The sequence below is a fragment of the Streptomyces sp. NPDC058619 genome, assembly GCF_042717785.1.
Lineage (GTDB): Bacteria > Actinomycetota > Actinomycetes > Streptomycetales > Streptomycetaceae > Streptomyces.
Genome location: NZ_JBHXQN010000049.1, coordinates 1 through 14,739, shown reverse-complemented (window position 1 = coordinate 14,739; position 14,739 = coordinate 1). Strand labels below are relative to the sequence as shown.

General features: G+C 72.1%; 11 protein-coding genes. 3 read left to right on the top strand and 8 right to left on the bottom strand.

All coding sequences use genetic code 11. The features are described 5' to 3' along the window. Window positions 1–48: 48 nt before the first annotated feature. Window positions 49–528 (top strand): hypothetical protein, encoded by a 480-nt coding sequence (locus tag ACFWTC_RS30920; protein ID WP_383927122.1) that lies wholly within the window; start codon window positions 49–51, stop codon window positions 526–528. A 28-nt stretch (window positions 529–556) separates the two neighbouring features. Here ACFWTC_RS30920 and ACFWTC_RS30915 read toward each other — a convergent pair whose 3' ends face one another. The 8 genes from ACFWTC_RS30915 to ACFWTC_RS30880 form a co-directional block, all read right to left on the bottom strand. Next, entirely contained in the window at window positions 557–1,453 is an 897-nt protein-coding gene (locus tag ACFWTC_RS30915) for a DUF4231 domain-containing protein (protein ID WP_383927119.1), read from the bottom strand. Window positions 1,454–1,527: 74 nt separating this feature from the next. Continuing rightward, a complete protein-coding gene (gene fxsT / locus ACFWTC_RS30910) occupies window positions 1,528–5,541 on the bottom strand; it encodes an FxSxx-COOH system tetratricopeptide repeat protein (RefSeq protein ID WP_384029342.1) in 4,014 nt (1,337 codons plus the stop codon). Further along, the gene (locus tag ACFWTC_RS30905) at window positions 5,525–6,919 is read right to left on the bottom strand and encodes a TIR-like protein FxsC (RefSeq protein ID WP_383927212.1); all 1,395 of its coding nucleotides are present in this window, start codon (window positions 6,917–6,919) and stop codon (window positions 5,525–5,527) included. Before ACFWTC_RS30905 ends, fxsT begins: the two co-directional genes overlap by 17 nt. 43 nt (window positions 6,920–6,962) lie before the next feature. Next, on the bottom strand, window positions 6,963–7,700 hold the full coding sequence (locus ACFWTC_RS30900) for an AAC(3) family N-acetyltransferase (RefSeq protein ID WP_383927209.1): 738 nt from the start codon (window positions 7,698–7,700) through the stop codon (window positions 6,963–6,965). A gap of 158 nt (window positions 7,701–7,858) precedes the next feature. Continuing rightward, window positions 7,859–10,141 carry a radical SAM/SPASM protein FxsBH, inactivated beta-hydroxylase extension form gene (gene fxsBH, locus ACFWTC_RS30895; protein WP_383927114.1) on the bottom strand — a complete coding sequence of 761 codons (2,283 nt, stop codon included), beginning with the start codon at window positions 10,139–10,141 and terminating at the stop codon, window positions 7,859–7,861. Between the two features lie 29 nt (window positions 10,142–10,170). Beyond that, complete coding sequence (gene fxsA, locus ACFWTC_RS30890) at window positions 10,171–10,335, bottom strand: FxSxx-COOH cyclophane-containing RiPP peptide (RefSeq protein ID WP_383927111.1); 165 nt, start codon at window positions 10,333–10,335, stop codon at window positions 10,171–10,173. A gap of 258 nt (window positions 10,336–10,593) precedes the next feature. After that, complete coding sequence (locus ACFWTC_RS30885; protein ID WP_384029340.1) at window positions 10,594–11,496, bottom strand: alpha/beta fold hydrolase; 903 nt, start codon at window positions 11,494–11,496, stop codon at window positions 10,594–10,596. A gap of 254 nt (window positions 11,497–11,750) precedes the next feature. After that, window positions 11,751–12,107, bottom strand: coding sequence for a hypothetical protein (locus ACFWTC_RS30880; protein ID WP_383927105.1), 357 nt, complete (start codon window positions 12,105–12,107; stop codon window positions 11,751–11,753). Window positions 12,108–12,119: 12 nt separating this feature from the next. Between ACFWTC_RS30880 and ACFWTC_RS30875 the strand changes: the two genes are divergently transcribed. Together ACFWTC_RS30875 and ACFWTC_RS30870 are read left to right on the top strand one after the other, a co-directional pair. Beyond that, window positions 12,120–13,634, top strand: a complete 1,515-nt coding sequence (locus tag ACFWTC_RS30875; RefSeq protein ID WP_384029338.1) for an iron-containing alcohol dehydrogenase — start codon at window positions 12,120–12,122, stop codon at window positions 13,632–13,634. 187 nt (window positions 13,635–13,821) lie between these two features. Then, window positions 13,822–14,739: transposase (locus tag ACFWTC_RS30870; RefSeq protein ID WP_384074865.1), on the top strand; the 918-nt coding region annotated here is incomplete at its 3' end.

Sequence of the window (14,739 nt, the reverse complement as noted above, 5' to 3'; positions counted from 1 at the left end):
CCCGCCATCTGGGAGGATGTCCAGGGTGTCCACGGGGGAGGCTTGCGCATGAAACGCATCGGAGTGACCGGCCACCGGTCCATCCCCGACAGGGCGCTCGGCCACGTGGAGAGCGCCCTGCGGGCCGTACTGGGCCGTCACGAGGGCCCGTTGGAGGCCCTTTCCAGCCTCGCCGACGGGGCGGACCAGCTGTTCGCCGCCATCGCGCTCGAATGCGGCGCCGACCTCACCGTGGTCATCCCCAGCGGGGACTACGAGGACGCCTTCGAGGACGCCGAGGCCCTGGCCCGCTACCGGGGGCTCAAGCGCCGGGCCGCCCAGGAGGTGCGGATGGACTTCGCCCACTCCACCGACGAGGCCTACTACGCCGCCGGCACCTACATCGCCGACTCCTGCGACCGGCTCGTCGCCGTCTGGGACGGACTGCCCGCGCGCGGGCACGGCGGAACCGCCGAGATCGTCGCCTACGCCCGGACGCTCGGCAAGCCGGTCACCGTCATCTGGCAGGCGGGCGCGACCCGGGACTGAGCCGCGCCCCCGCCCCCCCGGACGGCCGTCAGCTGCTGTGCCGGGCCAGCCAGTCCGTGTGCTGCGGCGAGACGTACCGCTCGGTCTCGTACACCGACGAGGGCCACTGGGACTCGGTGATCGTCGTCTGCATCACGACCATCATCGCCGCCAGGTCCTGCTCGATCAGGGTGTGCGCCTCGATCAGCGGATGGTGGCGGCGCACCTCGTTCCAGGCGATCCCGGCCGCGGCGGCCGCGCTCAGCAGCCCGGTCAGCTCCGCGCCCGGACCCGAGCCGAACATCCCGAACACCGCGAACAGCAGGGCCAGACAGGTCAGCAACACGATCGTCCACGACCACAGCGCCGTCGCCCGGCGGGACACCTCCGTCCGCCGCCGGTACCAGTTGCGCTGCTCGATCAGCCGGTCCCGGACGTACGTCTCGCGCCGCGCCGGGTAGCCCATCCCGCGCAGCCGCTCCATCGCGCCGGTGATCTCCCCGCCCTCCGGTACCTCCCCGGCGGCCCGCGGATCCTCCCAGCCCATCTTGCGCAGCTCGTCCAGGCCCTTCTCCAGCCGGGTCCGGTACGTCGCCCCCACGTCGGCGGCATCGATGCCGAACGGCGCGCCGTGCACGGCGTACCGCCACGCGAGGGACTTGATGAACTCCGCCGCACTGCGGTTGAGCTGCCACTGCGGGCGGGCCCGCCGCCTGGTCGCCCGTACGCCCACGGCCAGCACCCCGGCGTACGCCAGCGCGCTCAGCAGCCCGAACAGGCGCACCGGGCCGAGCTCCGGGCCCGCCGGCAACGCGGCCGCCCCCGCCGCCGTGACCAGCAGCAGCAGCTGGGCACGGGTCGCCTGGGTGGACTCCCGCTGGCGGGAGACCGCGGCCCGGTCGGTGTGGTGGAAGAGGGCCGGCAGGTCCTCGTTTCGAAAGGTCATGCTGTCGGTCACAGCGCCCCCTGCTGTCGGGTGGCGGGCGGCGGGGCCGCGCGGCCCCGCCGCCCGCGGTCGGATCACACGGCGAGGGGCTCCAGGTCCCGGTGGACCCGCCGCTCGTCGCGGGCGTAGCGGGTCAGGCCGTGCTCCTCGCCGAGCAGCCGGGTCAGTTCGGCCACCGCCTCCGCACGGACCCGGGCCGCCTCCTCCTTGCGGCCCATGGAATCCAGGCTGACCGCCATGTTGGAGGCGCTCGCCAGGGTCTCCGGGTGGTGCACCCCGAGCGCCTCGCGCAGCCGCATCACGGACAGGCGCTCCAGCTCCAGGGCACCCTCCGGATCGCCCAGGTCGGCCCGGGCGTTGGCCAGGTTGAGGTGCGCGAAGATCGTGTGCGGGTGGTTGTCGCCCAGCACCTCGCGCATGTGCCGGATCGTCTGCCGCAGCATCGGCTCCGCCGTCTCCGCCGCCCCCGTGCCCCAGTGGAAGACCGCCAGGTTGTTGACGGCCGCCAGGGTGTACGGGTGACGCTCGCCCGGCACCTTCATGTACTCGTCGACCACCTCCTGCGCCAGGTCCCGCGCCGCGCCCGGGTCCCCGGTCGCGAACAGGTCCGCGGCCAGGTTCAGCTCGCAGGCCAGCAGGTCCGGGTTGACCGAGGTGTACTTGGCCCGGTAGCGGCCCCGGGTCGCCGTCGTCAGCCGCAGCGCGTCCTCCAGCTCGCCGGCCCGGCGCAGCGACACCGCCAGGTTCTTCGCCGCCGACAGCGTGCCCGGGAACGCCCAGCCGAGCTGCCGCTTGTAGATCTCGTACGTCCGGGCCAGCAGCTGCACCGAGTCGTCGTAGCGGCCCACCTCACGCAGGTCCCGGGCCAGGTTCTGGGCCGAGGACAGGGTGTACGGGTGGTCCGGTCCCAGCACCTCCGTACGCCGGTCGAAGACCTCCTGGTCGATCTCCCGGGCCCGGGAGTACTGCCCGACCATGCGCAGGTTCAGCGCCAGGTTGTTCGCGGCGGCCAGGGTGCGCGGGTGCGCCTCGTGGAAGATCTGCCCGAAGCCCTCGTGCGCGGCCGTCGCCAGCTCCATCGCCTCGCCGTAGCGGCCGAGCGCGCCCAGGTCCATCGCCAGGCCGCTGGTGGTCATGTACGTGTGCGGGTGCGAGGCCCCGAGGGCGTCCCGCTGCCGCTCCAGCGTGCCCTCGTCCAGCTCCATCGCCTCCACGAAGCGGCCCTGCGAGCGCAGGATGTTCGAGAGGTGGAACCGGAGGTAGAGGTACTGCAGGTCGTCGCCGCCCAGGGTCTCCTTCCAGACCTCGCGCAGCTCCTCGCCCAGCTGGTGCGCGGCCTTGAAGTCACCGCGCTTCCACAGGTAGCGCACCCGGTCGATCAGCAGCCGGCGGGTCTCCGGCTCCTTGCAGTGGCGGGCGTCGGACGGGGTCAGGTGCGGCCAGATCGTATTGAACCGCGGCCACGTCTCCGGGTTGTCTATCGGCTCGTCGTCGTCCGGCCGGGCACCCGCCAGGATCCGGTGCACCGCGTGCCGGGCCTCGTGCTGCTCCTCCTCCGAGAGCTGCGCCCGGATGACCGCCTGGACCAGGCGGTGGACCTGGATGCTGTTGCTGACCTGGTCGACCTTGGCCAGCGCGAACCGGCCGATCTCCCGGATCACCCGGCCCAGCACCAGCTTCTCCTGGAGGGAGGAGTCGTACGGCTTCAGCGCGTCGATCATCTCCTTGCTGTAGAGGAGGTTGGCCGAGATCGGCTCCGGCGCGAAGAAGGCGCACAGCTGCAACAGCCGTACGGCGGCGGGGGAGCGGGACTGGAGCCGCTCGATGGACACGTTCCAGGTGGCGGCCACCGGCTCCGGGTACCCGGGCGGCTGGTTCAGGCCCAGCACCCGGGCGGCCTGCTGCGCGAGCTGCTCGAGGTACGCGGACACCGGGGTCGCGGTCTCCGCGATCCAGGCACCGGCCTGCTCCACGGCCAGCGGCAGGTCGCCCACCGCCACGGCCACCTGCTCGGCGTCGTCCTGGGACAGGCCGGGCGCCCGGCGCTGGAGGTGCTCGATGGACTCCTCGCGCAGGAAGACGTCCACGGGCAGCGCGTCTCCGTACTGCGACCAGGACTGGTTGCGGGAGGTCACCAGCACGTGGCCCGGACCGCCCGGCGGGAAGAACCGCTTGAGGGTCTCGGGATCGTCGGCGTTGTCGAAGACCAGCAGCCAGCGCGCGGACGGGACCCCGCGCCGGAGCAGGTCTATCGCCTCCTGCGAGGCGGACGCCATGTCCTCCCCGGTCTGCGCCCCCAGCCGTACGGCCAGCTCGGCGAGGGCCGCGACCACGTCGTCGGTCTGCTCCGAGGAGATCCACCACACCAGATCGTAGTCGGCCATGAACCGGTGCACGTACTCCAGGGCCACCTGGGTCTTGCCGACGCCGCCGAGCCCGTACAGCGTCTGCGGCTGCGGCAGCACGACGGCCATGCCGCCGCCGAGCTGGTCGCGCATCCGCTCCAGCACGATGCTGCGGCCGGTGAACCCGGTGTTGCGGGGCGGCGCGTTCCAGATCTTCGGGACGGTCCCCGGGAACCGGGGGCCGGGCTGCGAGGCGCTGTTGACGCTGTCGGGCAGGGCCATCGGCCGCTCCACCGCGCGCAGCAGGGTGGTGGTGGCGTGCACCTCGTCCAGCCGGAACAGGTCCACCGGGTTGCGGTCGATGTAGGGCGTGGCGAGCCGTACGTCGCCCACGCGCAGCGGCACCAGCTGGCGTCGGCCGCCGGTCGGGTCCTCGGCGGCCGCCCGGTTCCACACGTCCACGGCCCGGGCCGACTTGAGGTAGGCGCTGGAGAGCAGCACCACGGTGCGGGCGGCGGTGTCGACGCTGATGCCCGCGCCGCCGAGCGTGTCGCCGGAGCCCGACCCCGCACCGGCTCCGGCGGCCGCTCCGCCGGCCGGCGCCGGTTCGGCGGAGACGTCCCGGGGGACGACCCGGAAGCCGGCCCGGGTGAGCACCGACTCGATCCAGTCGGCCCACATCCGGTTCTCGGCGACGTACGAGAGGAACAGGTCGGCGGGCAGGGCGGGGCGGCGCCGGGTGAAGGCGTCCCGGATGCGCAGCCGGACCTCCTCGCCGATGACCGGCATCGCGGTGATCTCGCCGCCGGTGACCACGGTGGTGAGGCGTTCGAAGGCGGACAGCAGGGAGTTGGTGAGCCCGGCCTCGTCGCCGAAGGTCGCCAGGGTCTCCTCGTACGCGTAGTACGGGCGGTAGGGGATCTCCACCGCGCCCCAGTAGGAGGTGAGCTCGTCACCGACCAGGCCGTTCGGGAAGCGGTCGAACTTGATCCGGGCCAGGGCCCGGCCGGCGTCGGCCTTCTCCTTCTCGCCCTCGTCGATCCGCATCGGGACCGGGTAGATCGTGATGCCGCGGTCGTTGAACCGCTCGTCGATCTGCCGGGCGACGGAGGCGGCGCCGTCGATGGACTGGTCGGAGAGGGTGAAGCAGTCGACGAGGACGTCCGGGAGGTGGACGGTGCAGATGTCCGCGATGTCGGACAGGCCGGTGCGGCTGTCGATGAGGACGTAGTCGTAGTTGCGCTTCATGTCCGCGCGTAAGGCGTCGAAGAACAGCCCGCCGCCGAGCCGGTCGTAGAAGTTGTCCCAGTCGAAGGTGGAGACGGTCGCGGAGTACTCGCGGTTCTGCCGGCCCGCGGAGACGAAGTCGAGGGTGCCGCCGTCCGGGAACTCCCAGCCGAGGGCCTCCGGGGTGAGCGAGACCGCGTGCGGCTGGATGCGCGCGTAGTCCTTGTGCCAGTCCTCGGCCCGCGCCACCGGGCTGGTCGCGGCCCAGGCGTACTCGCTGATCAGGTCGATGACCCCGGTGGTGGCGCCGAGCGTGGACGGGTCCAGGAAGGGGTGGAAGAAGCGGTGCAGGCCCGGGGCCTCCAGGTCCCAGTCCACGGCGAGGACCCGCTTGCCGTTGGCGGCGAGGATCCAGGCGGTGTTGGCCAGTGCCATGGTGCGGCCGGTACCGCCCTTGTACGAGTAGAAGGTGACGATCCGTCCGTCACGACTGTCGCTGTCACGACTCGCTGTCATCCGCGTCCCCCCGGTCGATGTCGGCGTCGTTGCCGTCGTTGCTTGCGGTGTGCGCGCGCTGGGCATCGGGCGGGAAGGGGACGGACGGCGCGGGTGTGAACGGCTCGTTCATCCCCATCGGCCCGATCAGCCGCGGTCGTTCGGTGTGGGTGTTGCCGGCCGGCAGGTACACCTGGGCGTGCCTGAGGAACTGCTGGGCCGCGGCCTCGACCACCTGCGGCAGGATCTGGCCGAGGGTCTCCATGTTCGCGACGCCGTTGGCCGCGGCCCGGCACGCGGCCCGGCCCTGGCCCATCTTGACGGGGAGGGTCTCCTCCAGCCGCCGGGTCAGCTCGGCCTCCTTCGCGCGGCTCTGGTGGTCGTAGCGGTTCCACGGCACGACCACGTTGATCCACGGGCGGGACTCCTGGTCGAAGGCGGCGAGGCGCTGGCGGCGGTGCTCGTCCTCGACCACCCAGCGGTCGACGATCAGGATCTCGGGGCGGGTCGGAGGCTGCTTGCTGTCGAAGTGCCCGGCCTCGTCGTCGAACGTGGCCATGGTCGTGCGGTAGTTGAGGGACCGGACCAGGTCCTCGGCCACGTACGCGATGGGCTTCTGCGAGACCGGGTGGTACGGGTTCCACTCCAGCGCGCTGTCCCCGTAGTACTCGGGGCTGCGGCCCTCCGGCAGGTCGTGCCGGGACGAGGCCGCCACGGTCACCTGGAGGGTGCGGCCGGCGTTTCCGGGAGTACCGAAGGCGCTCGGTATGCCCCGGTAGTCCACCGGGCGGGTGGACGCCAGGCGGACGGTCTCCGCCACCGAGACGATCCGCTTGGCCAGTTCGTACACGGCCCGCTCGTACTGCTCGGCGTATCCGCGCAGCTTGATAAGCCCGTACAGCCCGTCGGTGACGTACCGCTCCCCGAACGTGTTGTGGTTGAACTGCAACCGCTCGGCGGGGCCGGGCAGTTGGGTGGGCGGCACCGGCACCCATAACGCCGGCACGATGGCATCGGCCGATTCGTTCGTGATGGCGCTCTTCTGGATGAGGCGCTGCGTGAAGGCGAACCACTCCTTCCCGCACATCTCACTGGCGAAGTACCGCGGCGAGAAGAGGGGTACGAACACCCGGCAGGTGGCGAGCGCCGCCCCGAGCCGTTCCGACCAGCCCTCGCCGCTGCGTATCTCCCGGTCCATGAATCCGGCGTCCGAACCCGCGGGGAGGTCCGTCAGGGCCATGACGTGGCTGCAGAGGTCGCGGAAGAGACGCTCGACCCACATGTCCGGGTCGGGCCCCCCGGCCCCGAATCTCGGTGTATGTGCATAACTGAGAAAAAAGTACGGCTGCACTGATGCGGGCACACGCCCCCCGTCCCGAAGATGCGAGCGAAGAAACATCATTCCGGAGCTGCATCGCCACATCCCCTCATCGTTCAGTCAATCAGCGTCTGTTTTCGGTCATCCATTCACGGGCGTGATCGACGGCGTCCGGGATCGAGAAGAGCATGGCCGAAGCCCCGCCCACCAACCCCCTGCGCACCCGCGAATCCGGGAACGTCCCGCCGATCTCCGCGAAATCACTGTCGTCCAGCGCGACGTCCTCGTACGCGGTCCACGCTCCCCCCTGCTGACGCCCTTGCCGGACCCCCGGATGGTTCACCTTCACCACACACTCGTACATGCGCAAGGGGGGCTTCGGAATTCGATACTCCGCGAGATGGAAAGCGGTGCAGACGGAAAACCCCACATTGATCATGAGTACCTGTCCTCCCTCCCAGCACAGCTTTCCCAGGGGAGAGTCCTCGCCCATGTGGCTTTCGATCCGGTGGTCCGAGCAGAGCCGCGCCGCGTCCCGGCCCACGGCGGCGAACGAGGTCTGCGGGTGGGCGCTGCGCGCGGCGCCCGGCGCCGTGCGGACCGCCTCGGCGAGGACGCCCATGCCCTCGCTGGGGCTGAGCAGCGGGTCGTACGCGGGCATGCGCTCCCGGAAGGCCGCCACCTGCTCCGGGGCCAGGCCCGCCGTCCGCCGCCGGTGGCTGGCGGAGGTGACGGAGTTGGACGAGGTGAACGCCGGGACCACCAGGGTGCCGCGGGGCCCCAGGAGGCCGGTCAGGGCCTCGCGCAGCACCTCGGCGCGCAGCCCCGTACCGCTCAGGGAGGCATGGGCCATCAGCCGCATCCCCGGGCGCACGCCGAGCCGCCGCAGCTGCGCCGCGAGCGTCAGGGCGCCCGGCACCCTGCGCGGCAGGGCGGACGACGGCCCGCCGGGTGGGCCACCGCCGGGCCCGCCGGGTGGGCCGGGGGTCCCGGTCGGACCGGGAGGTCCCGGCGGGGCCGTCACGCGTCGACCGCCTTCAGCTCCCAGCGCAGCTCCGCCACCAGCCGCTTGCCGGTGACCGTCAGCTCGGCCGCCCCCGACAGCCGGTCCAGGGCCCGGTGGATGCGGTCCGAGGCACCCGGTTCGGGGGCCGCCGTCGCCCGCCGGTACGCCTCCACCGCCACCCGCTCGTGCACGTCCGCCAGCAGCCGGGACACCGGGACCGGCCGCTCCCGCCACGGCGAGGGGTGCTGCCACTGCCCGTCCATCGCGTACAGGTCGGCCACCTCGGTCAGGGCCCGCAGCCGGGCCCGGCGCCGCCCGGTCAGCAGCGCCAGCGCCGTCTCCCGGACCCCCGCCGCGTACGGCACCCCGAGAGCCCCGGGGCCGTGCCGGCCCGCCTCGCCCCAGTCGCCGGCCCGCGGGCCGCCCGCGAGCGGGGTCAGGGTGCTCAGGGGGCTCAGCCCGGCGGTGGCGGCCCGGGTGAACTCCGGCAGCGAGGAGCACAGCAGCGCCCACGCCCCGTCCAGCCGGCCGCGCCACTCCTCGGCCTCCCCGGCGCCGAGCCGGAGCCGGGGCGGGCGGGCGAAGCAGTTGCGGTACGGGTCGAGGTCCTCCAGGGCCACCGGCGCGGAGTCCGGCCCGGGCGACCAGGTCCGTACGGGCTGCCAGCGCGCGTCCCCCGCGGCCGGCCCGAAGCGGTGCTCGGCGCGGCCGTCCCGTACGGCGTACCCCCCGTCGGCCGCACGCAGCGCGGCCCGGCCCTCGGTACCGGGCGCGCCCAGCCGCAGCAGGCCCAGCGTCGGCAGGTACACCTCGCCGTCCCGGTACGCGACCTCGGCCGGCAGGTCCAGCCCGCCGCGCAGCACGGCCGCGGCGGTCAGCGCGGTCAGCCGGCGCGCGGCCTCCGCGGGATCGGGGCCGGGCGCCGCGCCGGAGGGGCGGTCCCCGCGCGCGCCGTCCAGGGCGGCCAGCACCCAGGTCCGGGTGAACGGGTGGTCCAGTACGGCGTCCAGGGCGTCGGCGCCCGCGTCCCCGGCCCGCTCCACCGCGGTCAGCAGCTCCCAGGCCCGGGCCCAGGCGGGCTCCTCGGCGAGGTCGGCGTGCAGCCGGGCGAGCAGCACCCGGGTCAGCTCCTCCTGGGACCGGGCGAGTTCCGCCGGGTCGGCGAGCTGCGGCGCGGTCTCCCGGGCGGAGGTGCGGCCCTCGACGCCGTCGACGAGCTCGCGCAGGTCGGTGCAGTACACGGAGGGGTTCTCGAAGCCGTGCCCGTCGCGGTAGCGGTGGGTGTAGAGCCCGCCGCCGCACGAACGTACGACGGGGCACCGGCGGCACGCCTCACTGACCCCGGCCAGGCCGAGCTGGCGGGCGCGGACCCCCGGGTGGGCCGCGACCTGGTCGAAGGCGTGGTCGAAGACGTTGAACCCGGTGGCCGCCGCCCCCTCGTAGGCGCTCTTGAGGGAGTCCACCTGCTCCAGGGTGCCGTCGGTCTCGACGACGACGAGGTCGGTGGGCGCCAGGCCCAGGGACTCGGTCAGGCTGGGGCCGCCGCGCAGGGTGGAGAGCAGGGATTCGAAGAGCCGTACGGGTACCGGGCGCTCGAGGCGCTCCCAGTGGTCGAAGACCCGCAGCAGCCAGCGGGCGTACGCGTCGGGGGCGCCGTCGGGCCGGACCGGTGGCGTGTCCCAGGTGGCGTGCGGGAGGAGGAAGTCCACGCGCGGGGGTTCGAGTTCGACGAGCGCGTCCAGGACGGCGACCGGGTCGTTGGCGACGTCCACGGTGCAGAGCAGGCCCTGGTAGAGGTGGCGGTAGGGCGCGGAGCGGAGCAGGGCGACGGCGGCCAGGACCAGGGGGTGGCTCGTCCGGCCGTCCGCGAAGCGGCGGTGGCGGTCGTTGGCGGCGCGGTCCCCGTCGAGGGAGATGCCGACCCGCACGCCGAACTCGTCGAAGAGGTCGAGGTGGCGTGTGCCGAGCTGGAGCCCGTTGGTGTGGATCCGCAGGTCCAGGACGGCCGTTCCGGCGAGCGCCCGGGTGAACTCCTCGCACACGAGCCGGAGCCGGGCGGTGCCGGCCAACAGGGGTTCCCCTCCGTGGAGAATCACCGTGACAGAGGGGAGTGCATGGTCACGGGCATGCTCGGCGAGCCGCGACGCGGTGTGCGAGACGACCTCGGGGGAGATCACCTTTGGACGGGCCCGCCAGCTCTGATCTGCGTGTTCGTAGACGTAGCAATGATCACAAGCAAGATCGCATCTGCTGTGAACTTTCAGGACGATCTCGCGAAATGCGATCAGGCCGGTCATTCCACCAGTCTAGAGCGCTTACTACACCGTCAGAGAGCGGAGTTGAAGATCGGTGCCTGAACCGAACGACCGGATTCCGCCGGCAGTACACGGCCGAGCGTCGCCGTCGCCGAGGCGCTGCGGACGTCGATCTGGGCGAGCGGGGTCCGGCGGGCCTTGACCGTGCTGGTCGCGGGGGCTGCGGAAGTGTTCACGACACCGTCCTTGGGGGAGCCATGTGGAATGGGCATGTGAATGACAGCAACGGCATGCTGCTGTCAAGCGTGGACTTTACTCGGCCACACCCCATTGGCAACCGAGACATGACGCCTGGTCAAGCATTCTAGGCAAAGCGCGGCGGATTTCACGGTAGGCGTATTCGGCCGTTCGCCGCACGGCAAGATCCATTTCTTGCGCCGGACGGTTTCGTTGTCCCGGTCCCGGTCCCGGTCCCGGCCCTGGCCCCGCCTCCGCTATGCGGGCTGCTGCTCGCTGACCGGGGGTGCCGGGACGTCGCGGAGCAACCAGTTCAGGACGTCGGGCAGCGCGCGCAGGGCGGCGAAGTGGGCGCCGGCCGGGTCGATGGTGGTGGTGGCGCCGGGGATCCGGCGGCCCAGCCAGCGGGAGTGGCCGACGGGGGAGAACACGTCCAGTTCCCCGTGCCAGATGAGCACCGGGCAGCGGATGTCGGCCGGGTCGAAGCCCCAGGGGCGGCTGAAGGCAAGAGCGTCGTCGATCCATCCGTACGCCGAAGTCCGCAGGCCCTCACGGTAGTTGCGCAGCAGCATCGACCGCAGACCCGCGTCCGAGACGATCATGCGGTCGTTGGCCGTCAGGTCCTGGCGCAGCTCGTCCAGGAGCCGGCGGGGGTCCTTGCGGATGCCGTCGGCGCGGGGGATCAGCCGGGCCGCCAGCTCCTCGGGGTCGTCGAAGGCGGTGGTGTACTCCTGGACGTTGGAGTCGGCCATCCCGGCGAACCAGTCCAGGCCCTCCGCGTCCCAGGGGGCCAGCCCCACCATGGCCGCCGTTCGGGTGACCCGGTCCGGGAGCAGGGCGGCGCAGGCCAGGGCGCCGGGGGCGCCGCCGGAGCGGCCCGCCACGGCGAAGGCGTCCAGGCCGAGGGCGTCGGCGATCGCGGCCACCTCCTGGGCCACGTCCGCGACGGTGCGGCCGGGGTGGCGGTCGGAGCCGCCGTAGCCGGGTCTGTCGTACGCGATGAGCTGCATCCGGCGCTGGTAGAGGACCATGCCCCGGGGCGCGGGCCCCAGGCGGCTGCCGGGGGTGCCGTGGAGCAGGAAGACCGGCCTGCCGCCCGGATCGCCCCAGCGCTCCACGGTCAGAGCGCGGCCGTCGGCGGTACGCACCTGATGGCGCACCCGCTCCCTCCCTCATGGTCGACGCGAGCCGTCACGGTGATTGTGCTCGCTGGGGGAGGAGCGCGGTAGGGCGCACTTCGCGCGAAATTCTTGTGAAAGTTTTCACAAGCGCACGGGGTCTTTGGTCGCTCGGCGTATGCCCAGGTCACGTAGGGGTTCGGAGGGGTGTGAACCGGCGTGAACGGCCCTTCGGCCCCCTCGGAAAGGGCTTTTTCGGCGCCGCGGCTTCCGTTTTCGGGTGTGGAATTGAGTCATCAGGCTGAGCCGTCAGGAAAACAGCGGATCGCCGGTTCGGACCGGGGCGAAATGAAGGAGTTCCCGTCATGCAGGCCAACGAGATGGTGGGCGGACTGGTTCAGGGCGCGCTCGCGGCGCTCGGCCGGTTCGAGTCGTTCAACCAGGAGCAGGTCGACCACATCGTCAAGAAGGCCTCTCTGGCGGCGCTGGCCCGGCACGGCGAGCTCGCGCAGCTCGCCGTCGAGGAGACAGGCCGGCGCCCCCGAGGACTGCGTCCAGTGGGTCGCCGTCCCCTCCATGGAGGCCACGGGCGCGCTGATGAACCACCCGGGCGTTTCCACCATCCTCGCCACCGGCGGAAACGCCATGGTCAAGGCCGCCTACTCGTGCGGCAAGCCGGCCCTGGGCGCGCCGGCAACGTTCCCGCGTACGTCCACAAGAGCGCCAAGCTGGGCCGCGCCGTCCACGACATCGTGCTCTCCAAGGCCTTCGACAACGGCATGATCTGCGCCTCCGAACAGGCCGTCATCCTCGACCAGGAGGTCTACGAGGCCGGCATCGCCGAGTTCAGGCGCCTCGGCGCCCACGTGGTCAGCGCCGCCGAGAAGACCAAGCTGGAGCAGTTCGTCTTCGGTACGACGGCCCGCGCCGCCGACTGCTCCGGAGCGAAGCTGAACCCGGCCGTCGTCGGCAGGTCCCCGCGGTGGATCGCCGAGCAGGCCGGGTTCACCGTCCCCGACGGGACCTCCCTGCTGCTCGCCGAGTGCGGCGAGGTCGGCGACGGCGAGCCGCTGACCCGCGAGAAGCTCTCCCCGGTGCTGGCCGCGCTGAAGGCCTCCGGCACCGAGCACGGCCTCGAACTCGCAGCCGCGATGGTGGAGTTCCACGGGCTGGGTCACAGCGCCGCCATCCACGCCGAGGACGAGGAGCTCGTCGAGGAGTTCGGCCGCAGGGTCAAGGCGATCCGCGTCATCGCCAACTCCCCCTCCACGTTCGGCGGCATCGGCGACGTCTGCAACGCCTTCCTGCCCTCGCTGACCCTCGGCTGCGGCTCCTACGGCCACAACTCGGTCTCCAACAACGTGACCGCGGTGAACCTGGTCAACATCAAGAGGATCGGACGGCGCAACAACAACGTGCAGCGGTTCAAGGTCCCGCCGAAGATCTACTTCGAGCGCAACTCCATCCGCTACCTCGGCGAGATGGACGGCATCAGCCGCGTCTCGATCGTCACCGACAGGACGATGGTCTCCCTCGGCTTCGTGCAGCGGGTCACCGACATCCTCCAGGCCCGCGAAGGCGCGGTCGCCGTCCAGGTCATCGACAACGTCGAGCCCAACCCGGAGCTGGCCACCGTACGGGCCGGTGCCGCGCTGATGCGCGAGTTCCGGCCCGACACGATCATCGGCCTCGGCGGCGGCTCCCCGATGGACGCCGCGAAGATCATGTGGCTGATGTACGAGCACCCGGAGGTGGAGTTCGGGGACACGAAGGAGAAGTTCTTCGACATCCGCAAGCGCGCCTACACGTTCCCCTCGCCGGGCGGCAAGGCGAAGATGGTCGCCGTCCCGACCACCTCGGGCACCGGCTCCGAGGTCACCCCCTTCGCGGTCATCTCCGACCCGGCCGCGGCCCAGAAGTACCCGCTCGCCGACTACGCGCTGACCCCGGACGTCGCCATCGTCGACCCGGTCCTGCCGATGGGCCTGCCGGCGGCCACCCCCGCCGAGGAGGGCGTGGACGAGCGGGCCTTCGTGGAGGCCCTGCCGACCCAGGCCATGAACGCCTACGCCGACCAGTGCGCCCCGGCCAACCCCCGGATGCCGATGATCGACGACATGCGGCAGCTCATGCGGCAGGCGTACTACGGGAACGCGGAGGGCGCCCCGGCCGGGGCGTGACCCCCGGCCCGCCGGTCGAGGGCGGTGGGGGAACGGGGACCCGCCCGGTGCACCACGCACCGGGCGGGCCCCTCCCCGTCCCCGGCGGCGCTCTAGCCTCGCGGTTTCACTTCGTGTGGGGCCCGGAATCTGAGCGGGAACGCGAAAGTGCCTTCTGAACTGGGACGATGAACCTTGTCGAGGGGTTCTGTCGTCGTCAGAGGAAGGCACTTTCTGCGTGCAGGCTATCGGTTCGCGTCCCCCGCTTGTCATATCCGCCGATGGAACGGGGGTGGCCGGGCACGCTGGGGCACGGCTGCTTTCGGACCTCGCCGATGCCACCGGGCTGACCACCGCGTACTCCGCCGCGCTACGGCCACTTCGGCCGCGCGGGACCGGACACGATCCGGGCCGCGTCGCCACTGACCTTGCGGTGATGCTCGCCGACGGCGGCGAGGCGATCGCGGACCTGTCCGTGCTACGGGACCAGGGCGAGGTGTTCGGCCCGGTGGCCTCCACGCCCACGGCCTGGCGCCTGCTGGCCGCGGTTGACGGGAATGTGCTCGACCGGCTGCGCTCGGCCCGTGCGTCAGCGCGGGAGATCGCCTGGCTGCAGGCCGCCGAGCACGGCGAGGGCATCCCTGCCGTGAAGGCTGGCGGACGCGAACTGCCCGGCCTGGTCTTGGACATCGATGCCACGCTGGTGACCTGCCACTCGGAGAAGGAACAGGCCGCACCCACCTACAAGGGTGGCTTCGGCTACCACCCGCTGTTGTGCTTCCTGGCCAATACCGGCGAGGCCCTGGCGGGGCGGCTGCGACCCGGCAACGCCGGAGCCAACACCGCCGCCGATCACATCGCGGTCCTCGGCGATGCCCTCGCGCAAATCCCCGACGCCCACCGCTATGGCACCGACATCCTCGTTCGCGCCGACAGCGCGGGCAGCGCGAAAGCCTTCCTTGCCCACCTGCGGACGTTGCGCGAGCACGGCCCGGACCTGCGGTTTTCAGTCGGATGCGCGGTTACCGAGCCGGTCCGCCGCGCGATCCGGGCCCTGCCCGACGGCCTCTGGCATCCCGCCCTGGACCAGGACGGCACCCTGCGCGAGTCCGCCGAGGTCGCGGAG

What these genes read in the sequence shown, in the direction of transcription:
- ACFWTC_RS30915 (WP_383927119.1), bottom strand. Translation starts at nt 1,453, where the DNA reads ATGACCTTTCGAAACGAGGACCTGCCGGCCCTCTTCCACCACACCGAC.
- fxsBH (WP_383927114.1), bottom strand. Translation starts at nt 10,141, where the DNA reads ATGACCGGCCTGATCGCATTTCGCGAGATCGTCCTGAAAGTTCACAGC.
- ACFWTC_RS30920 (WP_383927122.1), top strand. Translation starts at nt 49, where the DNA reads ATGAAACGCATCGGAGTGACCGGCCACCGGTCCATCCCCGACAGGGCG.
- ACFWTC_RS30900 (WP_383927209.1), bottom strand. Translation starts at nt 7,700, where the DNA reads ATGCGGCTGATGGCCCATGCCTCCCTGAGCGGTACGGGGCTGCGCGCC.
- fxsT (WP_384029342.1), bottom strand. Translation starts at nt 5,541, where the DNA reads ATGACAGCGAGTCGTGACAGCGACAGTCGTGACGGACGGATCGTCACC.
- ACFWTC_RS30905 (WP_383927212.1), bottom strand. Translation starts at nt 6,919, where the DNA reads ATGTTTCTTCGCTCGCATCTTCGGGACGGGGGGCGTGTGCCCGCATCA.